The 17,099-nt window shown below is 45.0% G+C and carries 15 protein-coding genes and 1 pseudogene; 4 read left to right on the plus strand and 12 right to left on the minus strand.

Annotated elements, in window-relative coordinates; all coding sequences use genetic code 11:
- Positions 1-4: 4 nt before the first annotated feature.
- Positions 5-481 (minus strand): MarR family winged helix-turn-helix transcriptional regulator, encoded by a 477-nt coding sequence (locus MHB72_RS11565; protein WP_023855731.1) that lies wholly within the window; start codon positions 479-481, stop codon positions 5-7.
- Positions 482-682: 201 nt separating this feature from the next.
- On the opposite strand from MHB72_RS11565, the pseudogene MHB72_RS11570 reads away from it, so the two are divergent.
- Positions 683-2,135: pseudogene (locus MHB72_RS11570) on the plus strand (MDR family MFS transporter).
- 4 nt (positions 2,136-2,139) lie between these two features.
- On the opposite strand, the gene MHB72_RS11575 reads toward MHB72_RS11570, so the two are convergent.
- The 7 genes from MHB72_RS11575 to abc-f all read right to left on the minus strand — a co-directional run bounded on the left by MHB72_RS11575 (position 2,140) and on the right by abc-f (position 10,288).
- Complete coding sequence (locus MHB72_RS11575; RefSeq protein ID WP_216920765.1) at positions 2,140-3,237, minus strand: spore germination protein; 1,098 nt, start codon at positions 3,235-3,237, stop codon at positions 2,140-2,142.
- 39 nt (positions 3,238-3,276) lie between these two features.
- On the minus strand, positions 3,277-4,473 hold the full coding sequence (locus MHB72_RS11580) for a Ger(x)C family spore germination protein (protein ID WP_216920767.1): 1,197 nt from the start codon (positions 4,471-4,473) through the stop codon (positions 3,277-3,279).
- Positions 4,460-5,560 carry a spore germination protein gene (locus MHB72_RS11585; RefSeq protein WP_216920769.1) on the minus strand — a complete coding sequence of 367 codons (1,101 nt, stop codon included), beginning with the start codon at positions 5,558-5,560 and terminating at the stop codon, positions 4,460-4,462. The genes MHB72_RS11580 and MHB72_RS11585 overlap by 14 nt, the downstream gene beginning before the upstream one ends.
- Before the next feature lie 30 nt (positions 5,561-5,590).
- A complete protein-coding gene (locus MHB72_RS11590) occupies positions 5,591-6,697 on the minus strand; it encodes a spore germination protein (protein ID WP_216920771.1) in 1,107 nt (368 codons plus the stop codon).
- Positions 6,698-6,718: 21 nt separating this feature from the next.
- Positions 6,719-8,287: a spore germination protein gene (locus MHB72_RS11595; protein WP_216920773.1), complete on the minus strand. Its 1,569-nt coding sequence runs from the start codon at positions 8,285-8,287 to the stop codon at positions 6,719-6,721.
- A 1-nt stretch (position 8,288) separates the two neighbouring features.
- The gene (locus MHB72_RS11600) at positions 8,289-8,414 is read right to left on the minus strand and encodes a hypothetical protein (RefSeq protein ID WP_023855724.1); all 126 of its coding nucleotides are present in this window, start codon (positions 8,412-8,414) and stop codon (positions 8,289-8,291) included.
- A gap of 146 nt (positions 8,415-8,560) precedes the next feature.
- Positions 8,561-10,288, minus strand: coding sequence for a ribosomal protection-like ABC-F family protein (gene abc-f / locus MHB72_RS11605; RefSeq protein WP_216920842.1), 1,728 nt, complete (start codon positions 10,286-10,288; stop codon positions 8,561-8,563).
- Between the two features lie 464 nt (positions 10,289-10,752).
- On the opposite strand from abc-f, the gene tlpB reads away from it, so the two are divergent.
- Positions 10,753-12,738, plus strand: a complete 1,986-nt coding sequence (gene tlpB, locus MHB72_RS11610) for a methyl-accepting chemotaxis protein TlpB (RefSeq protein ID WP_216920775.1) — start codon at positions 10,753-10,755, stop codon at positions 12,736-12,738.
- A gap of 44 nt (positions 12,739-12,782) precedes the next feature.
- On the opposite strand, the gene csaA is transcribed toward tlpB, so the two are convergent.
- Positions 12,783-13,115 (minus strand): chaperone CsaA, encoded by a 333-nt coding sequence (gene csaA / locus MHB72_RS11615; RefSeq protein ID WP_075213116.1) that lies wholly within the window; start codon positions 13,113-13,115, stop codon positions 12,783-12,785.
- A 222-nt stretch (positions 13,116-13,337) separates the two neighbouring features.
- Between csaA and MHB72_RS11620 the strand changes: the two genes are divergently transcribed.
- Entirely contained in the window at positions 13,338-14,666 is a 1,329-nt protein-coding gene (locus MHB72_RS11620; RefSeq protein WP_101560970.1) for a S8 family peptidase, read from the plus strand.
- A gap of 50 nt (positions 14,667-14,716) precedes the next feature.
- Here MHB72_RS11620 and MHB72_RS11625 read toward each other — a convergent pair whose 3' ends face one another.
- The 3 genes from MHB72_RS11625 to MHB72_RS11635 all read right to left on the minus strand — a co-directional run bounded on the left by MHB72_RS11625 (position 14,717) and on the right by MHB72_RS11635 (position 16,319).
- Positions 14,717-15,127 carry a DUF5367 family protein gene (locus MHB72_RS11625; RefSeq protein WP_026579583.1) on the minus strand — a complete coding sequence of 137 codons (411 nt, stop codon included), beginning with the start codon at positions 15,125-15,127 and terminating at the stop codon, positions 14,717-14,719.
- A gap of 6 nt (positions 15,128-15,133) precedes the next feature.
- Entirely contained in the window at positions 15,134-15,733 is a 600-nt protein-coding gene (locus MHB72_RS11630; protein ID WP_023855718.1) for a TetR/AcrR family transcriptional regulator, read from the minus strand.
- Positions 15,734-15,833: 100 nt separating this feature from the next.
- Positions 15,834-16,319 (minus strand): MarR family transcriptional regulator, encoded by a 486-nt coding sequence (locus tag MHB72_RS11635; RefSeq protein WP_216920845.1) that lies wholly within the window; start codon positions 16,317-16,319, stop codon positions 15,834-15,836.
- Between the two features lie 149 nt (positions 16,320-16,468).
- Between MHB72_RS11635 and yqeK the strand changes: the two genes are divergently transcribed.
- A complete protein-coding gene (gene yqeK, locus MHB72_RS11640) occupies positions 16,469-17,083 on the plus strand; it encodes a bis(5'-nucleosyl)-tetraphosphatase (symmetrical) YqeK (RefSeq protein WP_375541449.1) in 615 nt (204 codons plus the stop codon).
- Positions 17,084-17,099 lie beyond the last annotated feature (16 nt).

Here is a 17,099-nt window from a genome sequence, read left to right on the forward strand (position 1 = left end):
TTTGTCACTTTGTCTTCTTTAAAGTTTTGGCATAATCGGCGGCGAACGCCGTGCTGTTTTTCAAAAATTTGATAATGGTTTGCAGTTCCCCCTCTGAATATCGGCTTAAAAATCCGGCAGATTCTTGCGCCAAGTCTTGAAAGATATGAGAGATCTTCTCCATGTTTTCCGGGATCAGTTCGACTAAAAGACGCCTTCTGTCGGACGAATCCCTGATGCGTCTGACATAGCCCGTTTTCTCAAGGCGGTCGATCACGCCTGTGATCGCTCCCGTTGTCAGCCCGCTTTTTGCGGCAAGCTCCCCCGCTGTTACTTTCCCTTCCCGCGCGATAATCTCAAGGCATTTATGATCCGTGGCGTTCAGTCCGATTTTCTCGCCGATCGCCTCGTGCAGAAAAATGGTTGCGGTGCTGTGAAATCTCAACTGCTGTATCAGCTCGTTGAGCAGCCCTTCTCCTTCAATATGATTTGTTCTTGACATCGGTAACACCCTTCTATAAAATCATTATGTCTTAGCAGCTAAGATATTTATTTCCTGATATAAATGATCATAACAGGATGAAGCGTCCATGCCAAACGCTGCTTTAGAACGAATTTATTTAAAGGAGAATAGATTGATTTGTCACAAACTCAAAATCAAAAATTAGGATTTGTTGTAGCAGGGCTTTTGCTTGCTATTTTGATGGCTTCGATGGACAATACCATCGTTGTCACGGCAATGGGAACAATTGTCGGCGATCTTGGCGGACTCGACAGCTTTGTCTGGGTTGTATCTGCCTTTATGGTCGCTGAAATGGCCGGCATGCCGATATTCGGCAAGCTGTCGGATATGTATGGAAGAAAACGTTTTTTTCTTTTTGGCAGCATCGTGTTCATGGCGGGATCAGCATTGTGCGGAACGGCTACAACCATTGAGCAGCTCAGCATTTACCGCGCGATCCAAGGAATTGGCGGAGGCGCGCTCATTCCGATTGCTTTTACCATCATTTTTGATATTTTCCCGCTGGAAAAACGCGGTAAGATCACTGGACTTTTCGGCGCTGTTTTTGGCCTTTCGAGCATTTTCGGACCGCTCATCGGCGCCTATGTCACTGACTACATCAGCTGGCACTGGATTTTTTATATGAATCTGCCGCTCGGTATGGTTTCTTTTGTTTTCATTCTTCTATTTTACAAAGAAACGAAACAGCATGAAAAGCATCGCATTGATTGGCTAGGGGCGATCACGCTCGTAGGAGCGGTCGTCTGCCTCATGTTTGCGTTGGAGCTCGGCGGCGAGAAATACGCCTGGGATTCGAATGTCATCCTTACACTTTTCGGAAGTGCAGCCGTCTTATTGGTTTGCTTCCTCATGATCGAACGTAAGGCCAGTGAACCGATCATTTCATATGTTTAAAAACCGGCTGTTTGCCGGCAGCACGCTTGTCGCTTTATTTTACGGCGGGACATTTATTTCAGCTACCATCCAGATTCCGATCTTTGTTCAGGGTGTTTACGGAGATTCTGCGACAAACTCCGGGCTTGTTCTTTTGCCGATGATGCTCGGCTCTGTCGTATCAGCCCAGCTTGGCGGATTCTTAACGACAAAAATGAGCTACCGGAACATTATGCTCATCTCAGGACTGGTTCTCGTCAGCGGGTTTTCTTTATTAAGCACGCTTAACATTGACACTCCGCGTTTATTATTAACCATTTATATGATTGTTGTCGGCTTGGGAGTCGGTTTTTCTTTCTCTGTATTAAGCATGGCGGCTATCCATCATTTCGGCCCGGAACAGCGCGGCTCAGCGACTTCTACGAGCAACTTTATGCGCTCTCTCGGCATGACGATCGGCGCCAGTATGTTCGGCATGATTCAAAAAAACCAATTTTCAGAACAGATGGAAGATATGTTTAAAAGCACAGGCGCTTCAAATCTCGCCTCACCGAATGATGCCAACCAGATTTTGTCTAGTGCCCGGGCATCAATGCCACCGGATATTTTAAATCACATCACCGAGGCGCTGTCACATTCGATTGTTCATACGTTTACTTGGGCAATTTTCCCCGCAGCGGCCGCCTTTTTGCTCGTGTTTTTCATGCCGAATGACAGGGTGAAACCGAGAGCTAAGAAGCAAGTAAACAAAGCGGGCTGAACATCTAGCTTTGCAAAGGTTTCTTTTTCCTCATTTTCGAAATCAATAAAAGCGGAACCGGCACAATGCCGAATAAAACCACCGCAATGTAGCTGATCATGTTGCCGAGAGAAAAAACGCCATCGAGGTTTTTGGGCGTCATCGCGATAACATACATCACCGGAAGCAGACCGAACATAATCGGTCTGCTCTTTTTTTTGAAAATTTGCGACAGCCCCAGCGATGCGGCGTAAAATGAGACGGAAAAAGTCGCAAACAACTGCATAATCCAGATGACAAGGAGCAGCGATTCAAAACGTTCAAATATTAAGCCGGGCATTTCAAAACTGCGGATGAGATCAAGCGTCGGCCATGTCAACGCGGTTACCCCGTCGACTGACAGCCCTCCGATCACGAATACGACCGTCGTTAAGTAAAAGAGTATCGCAATGCCGATTCCCATGACAACGACTTTGACACCATCTTTCGGCTTTTTCATAAACGCCAAAAGAAACATCATTACTTCTGCGCTGATAAATGAAAGCATTGTCGCTTTTGTCCCCTTTAATGCCGGCATGATGCCTTCCCCGAGGACTGGCCGCAGGTTATCCAGTTCGAATATGCCAAAACTCATAAATACGACGGTTAAAAAGAAAAGGATTGTAATCGGAAAAATGATTTCAAATAAACGGGCAAGCGATCCCATACCGTCTTTTATCGAATAAAATCCGACCCACATCATCGACATGACGATCGCCCAAATCGGTGTTTGCTGCAGCAAAAAAAAGGTGATGACTTCTGCCATAATTCTTGCTTCAAAAGCCGCAATCATCACAAAATGCTCAATAAACAGTAGGCTGCTCACAATACTGAGCCACTTTCCGACAATGTTTTCCCCATATTGAAAAAATGTTTGCCCGGGATAATCCTGGCTTAATTTTGTCATCACGACTCCGGCTGCCATTGTGACAATTCCGCCTAATAGGACGGAAATCCATACATCCGGCGTACCGGCTTCTTCTGCAGCGGTTCTTGGCAAGGTGAGAATCCCGGCAGCCATAATATAACTGACTAAGACAACAATGGCCTGAGAAGTCGTAATTTTATCTTCGGAACGGATCATTGCGTATTTCTCCGCCTTTCGTGATTAGAAGTGCTTCTGTTACTGATCCCCAACGGTACCGTATTCTTTAATCGTGATTTGCACATGAAATGTAATCGGTATATCGGTAAAAGTCTCATCCCAATTTTTCTTTAGTTTTTCCCAAAGCCTCGGATGCTTGATCCTCAGCTCGTTCCCGAATCCGGCAAGATCTGCTTTGTATTCGGTTTTCATTTTTTTTGTAATGTCCTCCATCGTTTTTTTCACCGTTTTCTCGGTTGTTTTTTCGACCTTTTCTAAAAATTTGTTATCAAAAGCTTTTTCATTCGTGCTCCAGTTTTCCGCAAGATAACCATCTGACTTTACGTTCACTTCAAAAGAAAGACGGTTTCCTTTGACGATAGGCTTGATGTCGCTTTTAATCGTTTCGACACCAAATGCGGTCACTTTTTTTTCTTCCGGGTCATAACTTTTAACCGTGCCTCCAATTCCCATTCCGGTGATCCACATTACCCCTTCTAAGTCATGTTCATCCAAATAACCGATCAGCTTATTGGTTTTTCCGTTGATCGCGGCTGCTCCTGCATATTTGACTTCCCCATCGGTACCAATAACATTTTGAAGCAGATAGCTCGTTCCTGACCTCATTTTGCCTGTCAGTTTGGCAAGTGTCACAGGAGGAAGAATTTTTTTCGCTTTATATTCATTTTCGACGATTTTGCGCAGTCGAAACGCCGGCATTTCACCGGTTTCCTTCAGCTCAAGCGTGTCTCTCGCCCGCCCTCTTGTGACGATCACCATACTGCTCGGCCTGATTTCATTATCGCGGAGAGGCTGATCAAGCAGTTCTGCCAGCGAATAGGTGCGGAGAAGCTCAGCGGCGATGACAATCACCTTTAAATGAGGACTGAATACAGGCCTGTCCTGTCTCAATGCTACTTCAGAGTTAATTTGCTGAAGCGAGTCCCCCGTTCCATAAACGTTAATATACGATTTTTGATCAGTGCTTCCTCCGGTCGATTTTGAACCGGCCGCCTGTTCGTTCACGTATTGATAGATCATCGTGATCCGATCTTTTTTCGGGTAATTACCTCCCATTTCGTCAAATTTTTTTTCGAGTTCGGTTTCTTTGCCTTTGTCAATCCCCATCGCAAATGTGAGACCCAGCTCTTCAATTTCATGGCTGCTCCAGCATCCGGTTAATAAAAACAAAAGGAAAGCAATCGTTAAGTAGCGAATGGTGTTAATTTTTTTCAAACTTTCTCCTCCTTACTTTCGATATCACCAAAAGCATGAGCGGGATGAGCCCGACTAAAAAGATGGCGCTGTTGCCGATCAGATCTCCCATTTGAAAGAGCTGGTCGATATTTTTAGGCGTCATCGCAATGAGATAAATGACCGGAAGCAAGCCGAATAATATCGGTTCCATCCTCCTCTTCAAGAGTTGTGACAGACCTATAGCAGCAGCAAAATAGCTAATCGTAAAATTGGAGAATATTTGCATGATCCAGATGACCAGCAGCATGGACTCAAACCGTTCAAAAATCAGCCCCGGCATTTCAAAGCTTCTCATTAAATCAATCGTCGGCCAGGTCCATGATGTCACTCCATCGACCGACAGTGCACCGATGACCATAATAACGGTGATCATATAAAAGATAATCGGGAAAGAAATGCCCATTAAAGTAGCTTTTAACGCTTGCTCGGGCTTTCTCATAAAAGGAACGATGATCAGCAGAACTTCTATGCCTGTATAAGCAAAAGACGTTGTCTTGACTCCTTGCATCACCGGCACGATCCCTTTCCCGAGAACCGGACGCAAATTGTCGGTCTCGAATATGCTTGCACTCATAAATATGACGACAAGAAAAATGAGTACTGTAATCGGAAAAATGATTTCATAAAGTCGGGCAATCGGATTGATACCGCCGATTATTAAATAGATCCCGCTCCATAAAAAAACCATCGCCATCGCCCAAAGCGGCGTGTCTTCCAGTAAGTAAAATCCCATAACCTCTGTAACAGAGCGGACTTGGAAACTTGACGTTGCGAGAAAATAGCAAATCAAAAGCAGGCTGAAAAGTCCTCCCGGCCACTTGCCAATAATATCGCGGCTGTATTGATATAACGTTTTTTCGGGGTACTCCATGCTTAATTTCACCATGATGAAACCTGCCAATAGAGCAATCAATCCTCCAAATGCAACAGACAGCCAGACATCCGGCGTCTTAACCGCTTCCACAGATGTCCGCGGCAGTGTCAAGATACCAGTTCCCAGCAGAAAATTCGTGATGACGATGACGGTTTGCGAAACGGTAATTTTGTCTTGCTGACTCACCATCATGGAGAAATCCCCCCTTTCCTTTTTCAATCATCAGCCTCTGTCAGTTCCTTGTTTCCTCCTTTTTATTTTTGAAATCACCAGCAGGACGAGCGGTGTCATGCCGCCTAAATAAACGCCGCTGTTTCCAATAAAATCTCCGAATGCAAACATGTTGTTGATATTTTTCGGGATCATGGCCATGAGATAAATCACCGGAAGTAAAGCAAACAGCATCGGCCGAATATTTGTTTTAAAGAGCTGGGCCAGGCCTAATGCTGCACCATAAAAAGAAATGACAAAGGTGGAGAACAGCTGCATGATCCAGATGACCAGCAGCAAAGACTCAAACCGTTCAAATATCAGACCGGGTATTTCAAAGCTTCTCATCAAATCAATCGTCGGCCAGGTTCGTGATACCACCCCGTCTATAGACAGGGCGCCGATTACCATAACGACGGTGATCATATAGAAAAGCAAAGGGATGGCGATCCCGATCACAACCGTATGAATGGCCTTGCGAGGCTGATACATGAAGGGCATCAGGATCAAAATGATTTCAATACCTGAAAAAGACAATGCGGTCACCTTTATTCCTTTTAAGACAGGCCCTATTCCCTTGCCAAGTACAGGACGCAAGTTGTCCACATCAAAAATTCCGATACCCATAAACACGACCAGCAGAAAAAGAATAAATGTAATGGGGAGCACGATTTGGAACAATCGGGCGATCGAACTTAAACCGCCAACGATCAAGTATAATCCCACCCATAAAAAAATCATGACAATGGCCCAGCGGGGTGTTCCTTCCAGTAAAAAAAAGCGGATGATTTCAAGCATCGAGCGGACCTGAAAACCGGAATGGGCCAATAGATAAGATACGAAAAACAAGCTGATCAGGCTGCCGATCCATTTGCCGATGATGTCCTGACTGTATTCATAAAAGGTTTTATTAGGATATTGATGGTTGAGCTTTACCATGATGACCGCGGCCAAGAGAGCGACTAAGCCGCCTAATATAAGCGTGATCCAAACATCAGGGGTTCCGACCTCGTCAACAGACGTTCGCGGAAGTGTCAGGATCCCTGTCCCAAGCAGGAAATTGGTGATGATAACAGCTGTTTGCGAAGTGGTAATGCGCTCTTCTTGCCTGACCATCATAAGCGTTTTCTCCTTTCTCTGCTACTGACGTGTCGAATCGTCTGTTTTTAGCAACTTCGGCCGCTTTTTCATCAACTGTATCGGCATGCGAACGATGAAATCTTTCCAATCTTGCAAACGATAAGGGACAGCCGGGCTTGCGTATGGAACACCAAAGCTTTTCAGCTTCACCGCGTGGCTGGCAAGCATGAGGAAAAACATAATCACCCCGTACAAACCGAACGTGGCTGCACAAAACATCGCCACAAATCTCAACATGCGCAGCGAAATACCGGCGCTGTATTGCGGAATGGCGAATGAAGAAATCGCGGTAACGGCGACAACGATGACCATAATCGGGCTGACAATGCCTGCCTGCACGGCAGCCTCCCCGATGATGATACCGCCGACGATTCCCATCGCCGGACCGATTGGTTTTGGCAGCCGGAGGCCGGCTTCGCGCAAAATTTCGATCGCCACTTCCATAATGAGCGCTTCGATCAGCGATGGAAAAGGTACACCCACCCTCGTTCCGGTAATGGAAATCGCAAGTTCACTCGGAATCAGCCCAGGATGAAACGAAATAAAGGAAATATATAAAGCGGGTCCAAGAAGCGAGATCATCGCTGCGCCAATTCGCATGATGCGGATCAGTGAACTCGGGAGCCAGCGTTCATAATAATCCTCGGGCGATTGCAGGAGCATACTGAATGTAACCGGAACGATTAAAACAAAAGGCGTCCCGTCCAATAAGATGGCCACTCTGCCCTCCATTAACGCACTCATCACCCTGTCAAGACGTTCAGTGCTTTGCACCTGCGGAAATGGACTGAGATAATTGTCTTCGATCAGCTGTTCGACAAAACCTGATTCGAGCACATCATCGATATCAATCTTTTCGATTCTTTTTTTGACTTCTTCCACCAGTCCTGGTTCAGCCACGTCTTTAATATAGGCGACGACAAGATTTTTGACAGCTCGCTTCCCAACTTGAAATTGAACCATAGACAAATTTTGATTTTTGCCGTGCTGCCTCAAAAGGGCTGTATTTGTGCCAATTGTTTCCGTAAAGCCGATGCGCGCCCCTCTGACCAAGGATTCAGATACGGGCTCTTCAATGTTCCTTGTATTTTTTTTAACGGTTCCCAGCAATAAAACTTCCGCTGAACCGTCGATCAGCAGTATGGCCGTACCCATCAACACTTCCGGCACTACTTCGCTGACATGCTTTGCCACTGATACTCCGCTGATTGATAAAATCTGCTTTTGGATTAAGTCCGGTATATTGCTGCTTAATGAAGAAAGCTCAATGTTATATTCTTTGGAGAAATCATCCATAAGGGATTTCATAATATGTTTGTCAATCAGGTCTTGATCTGCAAGCATTTCAACAAAAACAATCGCCGCCCGGATGCCGGTGCGCCCTAAGTTGAATTCTCGGAAATGAACGTCTGAGTTATTCTCCAAGGCTGTTTTGACCGCTTGCAGGTCGTGATCAAAATCGCCGGTCAAATACCCCGTTGATTCCAAAGCCGGCACTTCATTTTTAGGTTTTTCATGCTTGTTGGACGACTGTATCAATCTGCGTGTTTTTGCTTTCCACCATCTCATATCAATCATCCCCTGCCGTACGAAGCCACAGAAATACTTTTGATATGGCAAACGGGACGAAAAAAACAAAAAAAGCCTGCATCAGGACCATCCAGTCCGGAAAATAGGAAACAATCGTTTTCCACATGTTGATCACCCTTTTTTATTGCTGTAGTAAGTCCATCATTTTTATCCTATTATTACCTTGGGTGCCATCTCTAATGGGTGGTAATTTAAACCACGTCAAACAAAAAAGAACCATCTGTGTTAAAAAACACAAATGGTTCTTTCCATTTATTCTTTTTCTAAAAACGCCCGTTTGCGTTTGGCCAGCTCTGAAAATTCCTGATCCAATTCATGATATCTCGGGTCTTGGGGGGTGAGTCCGGCTAATTCTCCGAGAACGGCGGTCATCTGATTTTCGATGCGAAGCCGTTCCTCTTCATAGCGTTTTGCATGTCGCTGTTTCTTTCTGCTCCGATAATCTTTCAATCCGGTTTCGACGCGGGTGATGCGCCCATTTTCAAATACGAGAAGTTTGTTACACAATTGATCTGTAAAATACAGGTCATGCGACACAATGATGATCGTGCCTTGAAACTCAAGCAATGTCTGTTCAAGCTGCTCTCTGCTTGGCAAATCAAGGTGGTTGGTCGGTTCATCCAGAATCAGCAGATCATAATCCTTTAAAATCATACCTGCCAGTTTAATCCGGGTCCGCTCCCCGAGGCTGAATGTCCCGATTTCATTATGAAAGCGGTTTTCTTTGATTCCCATATTGGCCAAAATGGTCCGCGCATTTGCGATTTCGGCTCTGTCAGACAAATTCAGTACTTCAGCCACTGTTTGATCAACGCTTAAATCACTGACATCCTGGCTTAAATATGCGGCCTTTACAGATCGGCTCTTCCATAGCGTTCCGGCTGTTGCAGGTTCAGCATCCAACATCATCTTCACAAGGGTCGTTTTGCCGCAGCCATTGTCTCCGATAAGCCCTATTCTCTCGCCATGTTTGACATAAAAATGGCTGTCTTTGAATAAGGTGCGTCCGTCAAACGCTTTTGTCAGGCCTTTCGCTTCGATAATCCGCTTGCCCCTTTTTTCTCCCGATGAAAATTGAAAATTGACAGATTCTGCTTCTTGTGGCTTTTCCGCTTTGTTTTTTTCAAGTTCCTGTTCAAGGCGTTTAAGCTTTGATTTGACTTGGTTATCGAGCTTTTTGGCTTTTACCCGGTGGTATTCTTTAAAGCCCAGCTGCCTTCGTTCTGACCGTGATCCCTGTTTTGTTGAGTCACGGTGGGCTTTCTGTGACCAATTTTGGAGCGTTGCAATCTGTGACTCGATTCTTTCTTTTTGCTTTTGCTGGACTTCATATTGGTGCAGACGTTCTTCATATAACCGTTTTTTCTCCTGCCGGTATGCACTATAGTTTCCTTGATAAGTGTGCAACTTCCCATCTTCCAGCTCAAGTATTTTGGAAACGGATTGATCCAAGAAATAACGGTCATGAGAAATAATCAATACAGCCCCTCGATATTGTTGCAGTTCTTCAAGGAGCCAGCTGATTCCTTTTAAATCCAAGTGATTGGTGGGCTCATCTAAGATGAGGAGGTCAGGCATCGTTTTCCAGACGTGCGCAAGCGCAAGCTTTAGTTTTTCTCCCCCGCTCAAATGACTGAGCCGCTCGGAATTCCAGCTTTGGACCTTTGATAAGCCAAGACGGCTGGCCAACTGATATAATTTCCCGCCCTCATCGTCTGTTAATATGCTGTTGAAGTCATGAATGGAGTACTCAATCGACTGGAGCAGATAGCCGATTTTAAGCGTCCGGTCTGTTTGAACAGTGCCTTTGTCAGCTTTTATATGACCGCTCAATATATTTGCGAGCGTTGTTTTCCCCGCTCCATTGTATCCGACCAACCCAATCCGCTCTTGATTGGAAATGTCAAAAACGATGTTTTTTAAAATCGTTTGCTCTCCAAAGCTTTTTTGCAAACCTCTTATTTTCATTAAGATCGTCATACCGTTCACCTCTGTTTTTATTTTGGCTGACAACAAAAAACCTCTCGCGGAAACCCGGAGAGGATATCATGCCAAAATATGCACCGTGAAAGCGGTATGAACCGATCCCATTTCTTTGCACGACAAAAAACATGCAAATTTCAGAAATTGATGCAAGGTATAAAAGGGCATACTCATCCTATTCTCCAAGTTTCCGTTTTTTCATATTAAAAAAAACGATGGAAAATAAGATTACTGCTTCATGTCCCCTATACCTATTCCTTTCACTGTATTTACCGATTAGTATATAAACGAAGGTAAACTTTGTCAACAGTTATGCAGCCCTTTTTTCAGCCAATCCCGAAAACTGTTGCCTTCGCCTTAGTTGAGCATTTTATTTTGGAGTCTAAATTTTAAAATTTGATGCAAAAGTGTGAAAATTGTCCGATATTAATCTCGTAACCTATAAAAAGGAGTTTTGGCGAATGAAAAAAATAGTAAATTGGATCAAGCATCCATCTCTTTCCAAAAGATTAGCGGTCTCATTTTTATTGATTTTAACACTCCCTGTTTTAATCCTTTCAGGTGTTTCCTATTATACGGCGGGAAGTTCGATTGAAGATGAAATCATGAGAAGCGCAAGAAACAGCGTGGATCAATTAAACGAAACGATCGATCAAAATATCGAAAAAAAAGCGGATGCTATTACATATTTCAGTGAAGTGATCAAAGAAAAAACATACAAGGATAAAGGCCAGACTTCGTTAAGACAACAGTTTGAACAATACGCCAGACAAAATAAAGATGTAGAAGCCGTGTTCACAGGCTCTGCAGACGGTGTCTACGTGCAGCATCCTTATACGAAAATGCCTGACGGCTATAATCCCGCGGAAAGGCCATGGTTCCAAGAAGCGGTTGAGAAAAAAGGCGAAATCATCGTCACTGATCCATACACCTCTGCCGCTACCGGCAACACGGTCATTACCATCGCCAAGCAGAATGAAGACGGGTCAGGCGTCGCGGCGCTCAGCTTGAATATCGATGAGCTGATTAAAGCGACAAATGATGTCAAAGTCGGAAAAGACGGCTTTGCTTTTATCTCAAGTGCATCTAAAAAATATATCGCCCATCCGAAGATTAAAGCCGGAACTGAAGGTGAAGGCGGTTGGGTTGACCAAGTTTACGGCAAAGAAAAAGGTGTATTCAAATATACTTTTGAAGGAAAAGAAAAGCAAATGGCGTTTGCAACAAACAAACTGACAGGCTGGAAAATTGCCGGGACAATGTTTTCCGATGAGATAACAAACGCCACAAAGCCCGTCTTTTATATGGCTCTGATCGTCTTTTCAGGGGCTTTGGTGCTAGGCGGAATTCTCATTTTCTTTATCGTCCGCGCGATCAGTAAACCATTGAATCAGCTCGTTCAATCTGCAAAAAACATCAGCAGCGGCGACTTGACACAGCAAATTAAAGTCCGTTCAAATGACGAATTCGGGCAGCTCGGCACAAGCTTCAATGATATGGCGGAATCGCTCCGCACACTGATCGGCACCATTCAGGAATCGGTTGAGAATGTCGCCTCATCATCAGAGCAGCTGACAGCAAGCGCGGAACAGACGAGCCAAGCGACAGAACATATTACTTCCGCGATCGAACAGTTCTCTAACGGGGCCGAAAGCCAGAATGAAAAAGTCGAAACCAGCTCGCAGCAGCTCAGCCAAATGAATGATCATCTGAGCGAAATGACCGAAGTGTCGGAATCGATTACTGAATCATCGATCAAATCGACAGAAATCGCCGAAACCGGCGGAGAACTCGTTCAGAAAACGGTCGGCCAGATGAACTCCATCGATCGATCTGTCAAACAAGCTGAGAGCGTCGTCAAAGGTCTCGAAGGCAAATCGAAAGATATCACATCAATTCTCAGGGTCATTAACGGAATTGCCGATCAAACGAATCTATTGGCATTGAACGCCGCGATTGAAGCGGCCCGCGCCGGCGAGTCAGGCAGAGGCTTTTCCGTCGTCGCCGAAGAAGTTCGAAAGCTTGCTGCCCAATCAGCGGAATCGGCAAAAGAAATCGAAGCGCTGATTCAGGAAATCGTCAAAGAAATCGAACATTCTCTCAAGATGTTTCAATCGGTCAACCATGAAGTCCAATCCGGACTCAAAATTACCGAGAAAACAGAAACAAGCTTTCACGAAATCAGCGGCATGACGAATGAGATTGCCGGCAAGCTGCAAACGCTCAATGCAGCGGTCGAACAATTGTCGAAAGGCTCAGAGGAAGTCTCCGGTGCCGTTCAGCAAATCGCCGATGTTTCAAGGGAAAGCACAGCTGGAATACAAGATATTGCGGCATCAGCGGAAGAACAGCTGGCTTCAATGGAAGAAATCAGTACGTCTTCTGCCACACTTGAACAAATGGCGGAAGATCTGCGAGAATTGACGAAAAAATTCAAGGTGAAATAAAAAAAGAGGCTTCCTTCTGGTAGAGGGAGCCTCTCTTTTATGCATCAGCTGATCTTCGTTCCATTGGGCGCTTCTTGATCAGGCGCCAGCAAAATAACGTCGCCTTTTTCCGGCACGCCGCCAAGAACGAGAACTTCCGATTTAAACCCGGCAATCCGCCGCGGCGGAAAATTGACGACTGCCGTCACCTGCCGGCCTATAAGCTTTTCAGGTGTATAACGCTTTGTGATTTGAGCGCTCGAACGTTTGACGCCAATCTCTTCTCCGAAATCGATGTCAAGCTTAATAGCCGGCACTTTCGCTTCAGGAAACTCTTCCGCTTTTAAAATTGTCCCAATCCGAATATCCAGCTCTAAAAAATCTTCGATTGTTGCCATGAATTCAGCTCCTTTGGCCGCTTTCTAGAGGGTGATATTGACATGACTAGAATATCATGTATTTTGGCTCGTTTAAACCCTGGACTTCCGTTGCCACTTTCAGAAGCGAATGGGAAACAGGCCTCTTTTGCCGCCGTTTTAGGACAGCCAACTTTACGGGACCCCCCTTTCATTCATAGATTAAGAGGAAGAATAAACTATAAGAGATGAGGTGGAACTAGGATGTTCGGTTCCTATATGGTTCAAATGGTAAGGTCCAACGCCCATAAACTGGACCGGCCGCTGAGAGAAAGCGTGCTGAAACTCTATAAACCTTTTAAATGGACCCCTTGCTTTTTACACGGATTTTTCGAAAAAATATTAATGAAGAACAAAAAAATACCGGTCATTATTGAATTTGAAAAAGACAGCCACCATAAAGGCTATCAATTAGTCAATGAAATGATCGGCAGCAAGAGAAGAAACAAAATCAAGCATCGCTTTTCCAACATTAGCTGCTGCAGCGCGGAAGTCACCCCTTCTTCTTTGCAATCGCTTCTATCTCAATGCGGTGACATTCGCAAAATTTATTTAAATCGCAAAGTGAAAGCGCTCCTCGACGTAGCGGTTGAATCAAGCCGTGCCAAAGAGGTGATCAGAAACAACCAGACGCTGACAGGCAAAGGTGTCACAATCGCTGTCATTGATACGGGCATATACCCTCACAAAGATCTTGAAGGCAGGATCAGGGCTTTTCAAGACTTTGTCAACCAAAGGACAGAACCGTATGATGACAATGGCCATGGCACACACTGCGCCGGCGATGCTTGCGGAAACGGAGCTGCCTCATCGGGTCAGTACCGGGGGCCTGCTCCTGAAGCGGAACTTGTCGGTGTAAAAGTATTGGACAAAATGGGATCCGGCACGCTGGAAACTGTCATTCAAGGGATCGATTGGTGCATTCAATTCAATGAGGAAAACCCTGATGATCCGATCGACATTCTTTCAATGTCATTGGGGGCAGATGCGTTACGCTACGAGAATGAGGAAGAAGATCCGGTCGTTAAAGCTGTTCATGCAGCATGGGACGCAGGCATTGTTGTATGTGCGGCAGCCGGAAATTCCGGTCCTGATGCGCAAACGATTGCCAGCCCTGGCGTCAGCAGCAAGATTATTACAGTCGGAGCTTTGGATGACCGGGATACAGTCAGCCGGGAGGATGATGATGTTGCCTCTTATTCAAGCAGAGGGCCGACGATCTACGGTCAAGTTAAACCGGACTTGCTGGGACCGGGCACAAATATTACATCGCTTCGTTCACCTGGATCTTTCCTCGATAAGATGCAAAAAGCAAACAGAGTCGGCACAGATTATATGATATTATCCGGAACCTCGATGGCCACGCCGATCTGCGCAGGCATTGCAGCCCTTATTCTTCAGCAAGCCCCAGGGACAGGACCTGATGAAATCAAACAACTGTTAATAAACGGAACCGATTTATGGAAAGATCGCGATCCAAATGTTTACGGTGCTGGATACATCAATGCAGAACAATCGGTTCCGCAAGATTAAAGACCGTTCGCCCGTTTTAGCATAAAGCGGGCGAATCTTACATAAAAGATTTAAACCGCAGACCTTCTTTTTTCAAGTATGAGCGGTATCGTCAAATACATGGCATACGCGAAGACCATCCAAACCGCAAATCCAATCACCTGGCCCTTTGAAAGCGCCGGGAAGATCAATGAATGATGCCATAAAGAAAATGTGTCGAGAAACAAACCGACTGCCGACCCTACAATGCCAAACTTAACCGCAGCAAACCTCGATTTGTCAACTCGCCGGTAAGCGAGGATCACGGCATATAGTAGGGCAAAAGTTCCGGCTTCAAGAAGCAAAAAGCGGAGCATAAAAGAATCTTGGCCGGGTTCGGCAAGAACCGCACTGCCGAACAGCATAAAAAACACGGTGGCGCCAAGCCAGACAACGAACGAAAAAACAAGAGCCAAACCGAGTTTTTCAGTTAACATCTCCATCTCCCTTTACTCCCCTCCATGCTGTTTTACGGCGGTTTCCGTCAGCATCTGCAGCACCGCCTCTAATTCCCCGTAGACTTTTTCAGAGGAAAATCCCGAAGACATCAGCGACTGAAGAGCAAGACCGTCGATTAGTGCGTTTAAAAGAATGCCCCACGTGCTGAAAGAAACCCCGTCAACAGGAGAACGCTTCCACATCTCGGAAAGCTGTTCTGCCAACACCGTATTTTCCTCTTCGAGAAGTTCTCCAAGCTGCTCGTTTATCTTTTCATTTCGAAAACCTAAAACGGCCAATTCTAAAAAAAGCTGATGGTAATACGCATCTTTCCGTGTTCTTGATTTCGCCGATGACAATCCGTCTTTTATCCTTTCGGCAGCGGGTCTATCATTTGCTTTCAACCGTTCCCACGACGCGCGGCAAAGGTCGCGGACCACTTCAAACACAAGCTGCTCTTTTGTCCGGAAATGATAGTAAACCGTTCCCTGTGTCACCTTTGCTTCTTCAGCTACCGCCTTTAACGTCAGTTTGTCCAGACCCTGTCCGGCAATGCGGCGCTTAGCTGCCTCAATCAACGTTTCTTTTGAAGTCACATTCGGCCTCGCCATTCACTTCACCTCTTAGTTATCCGAATAACTAACTCATTAATTCAACTATAATCTGGAAGGGATTTCTTGTCAATCGCTCATTCAAGTTAACATAATATTATTATTGTTTCCTATCCGTTTCTGTCATAAGTGTCAGACCTTGAAGAAATTTCAAAATAGCTCCCTGTTCTGCTGTTGAAAACGAATCGAGAAACCTCTGAAACTGTTCCGCTTTTTGCTGATGGAGCTTTTCATGAAGTTCATACACTTGTTTTCCGCTGGGGGTCAGCCTGAAGTAGATCTCTTTTTTATTGTCCGTCAATTGAAACCGTTTAATGAGGCCTTCTTTCAGCAGCTTTGAACTGATTTTTGTAATATTTGCTTTTGATAAATTCATTTTTTTGGCGATGCTTGTATTATTAATCGGTTCATCATGACCGATACAGCTGATGACATGGATGGTCGTCATATTCCCCGGGAGCCGTTTAACATCAGATTCTGCCGCCTGCTTTAAAAATGCCTTGAGATCAGTATCCGCTTTTTGTTCGTTCAGGTGCAGGAGTTTAACATACATATCATAGATCAGCTGTTTTGTCAGTTCAGACATAGTCAATGGACAGTCCCTTCTTTTTATTTTCCGGTTAACAAAATATTTTAATGGTAGGTTTTAGGATTTGTCAATGTTATGATAAGGTAAAATCAGATAACGAATGTGTTTTGTTTATCATGAAACAACCTCAAAAAGGAGAATCTCTGATGAATATTGAAGGAATAGAGATGGAAGTTCGTTGCACAGGTGATGTATGTTCAGATGCCCTTGAATTTTTGAGACGCCATAACCACGAAAAAACAGCCGAACATTCGATAAGAGTGAAAAAAGCGGCGGAAGAATTGGCAAAGCGTTTTCATGTTCCTGCACAAAAAGCGGGAATAGCCGGTATTATGCATGACATCAGCGGTGTCATCCCTAATGAAAAAAGAATTGCGGCTGCTGAGGCGCTCGGTATTGATATTCTGCCCGAAGAACGGATATTTCCGATGATTATCCATCAAAAACTGTCGAAAGTGATGGCGCGGGACCTGTTTCAGGTGGCGGATCAAGATATTTTAGATGCAATAGAATGCCATACAACGCTTAAAAAAAATCCCTCCCAGCTCGATCTTGTCCTGTTTTCAGCGGACAAAATAGAATGGGATCAGACAGGGACTCCGCCTTATATCAAGGAGCTTTATGAAGCGCTTGAAATTTCTCTGGAGCACGGGGCGTTTGTTTATATTCAGTATTTGTGGAAACAAAAAGATAAACTGAAAGTTGTCCATCCCTGGCTAAAAGACGCCTATTATCACCTGAAAGCAATAATCGAAGCTTGACCCAGGCAAAATGAAC

Origin of the sequence: Bacillus sp. FSL K6-1284 (genome assembly GCF_038002625.1) — a bacterium.
GTDB classification, from domain to species: Bacteria; Bacillota; Bacilli; order Bacillales; family Bacillaceae; genus Bacillus; species Bacillus paralicheniformis.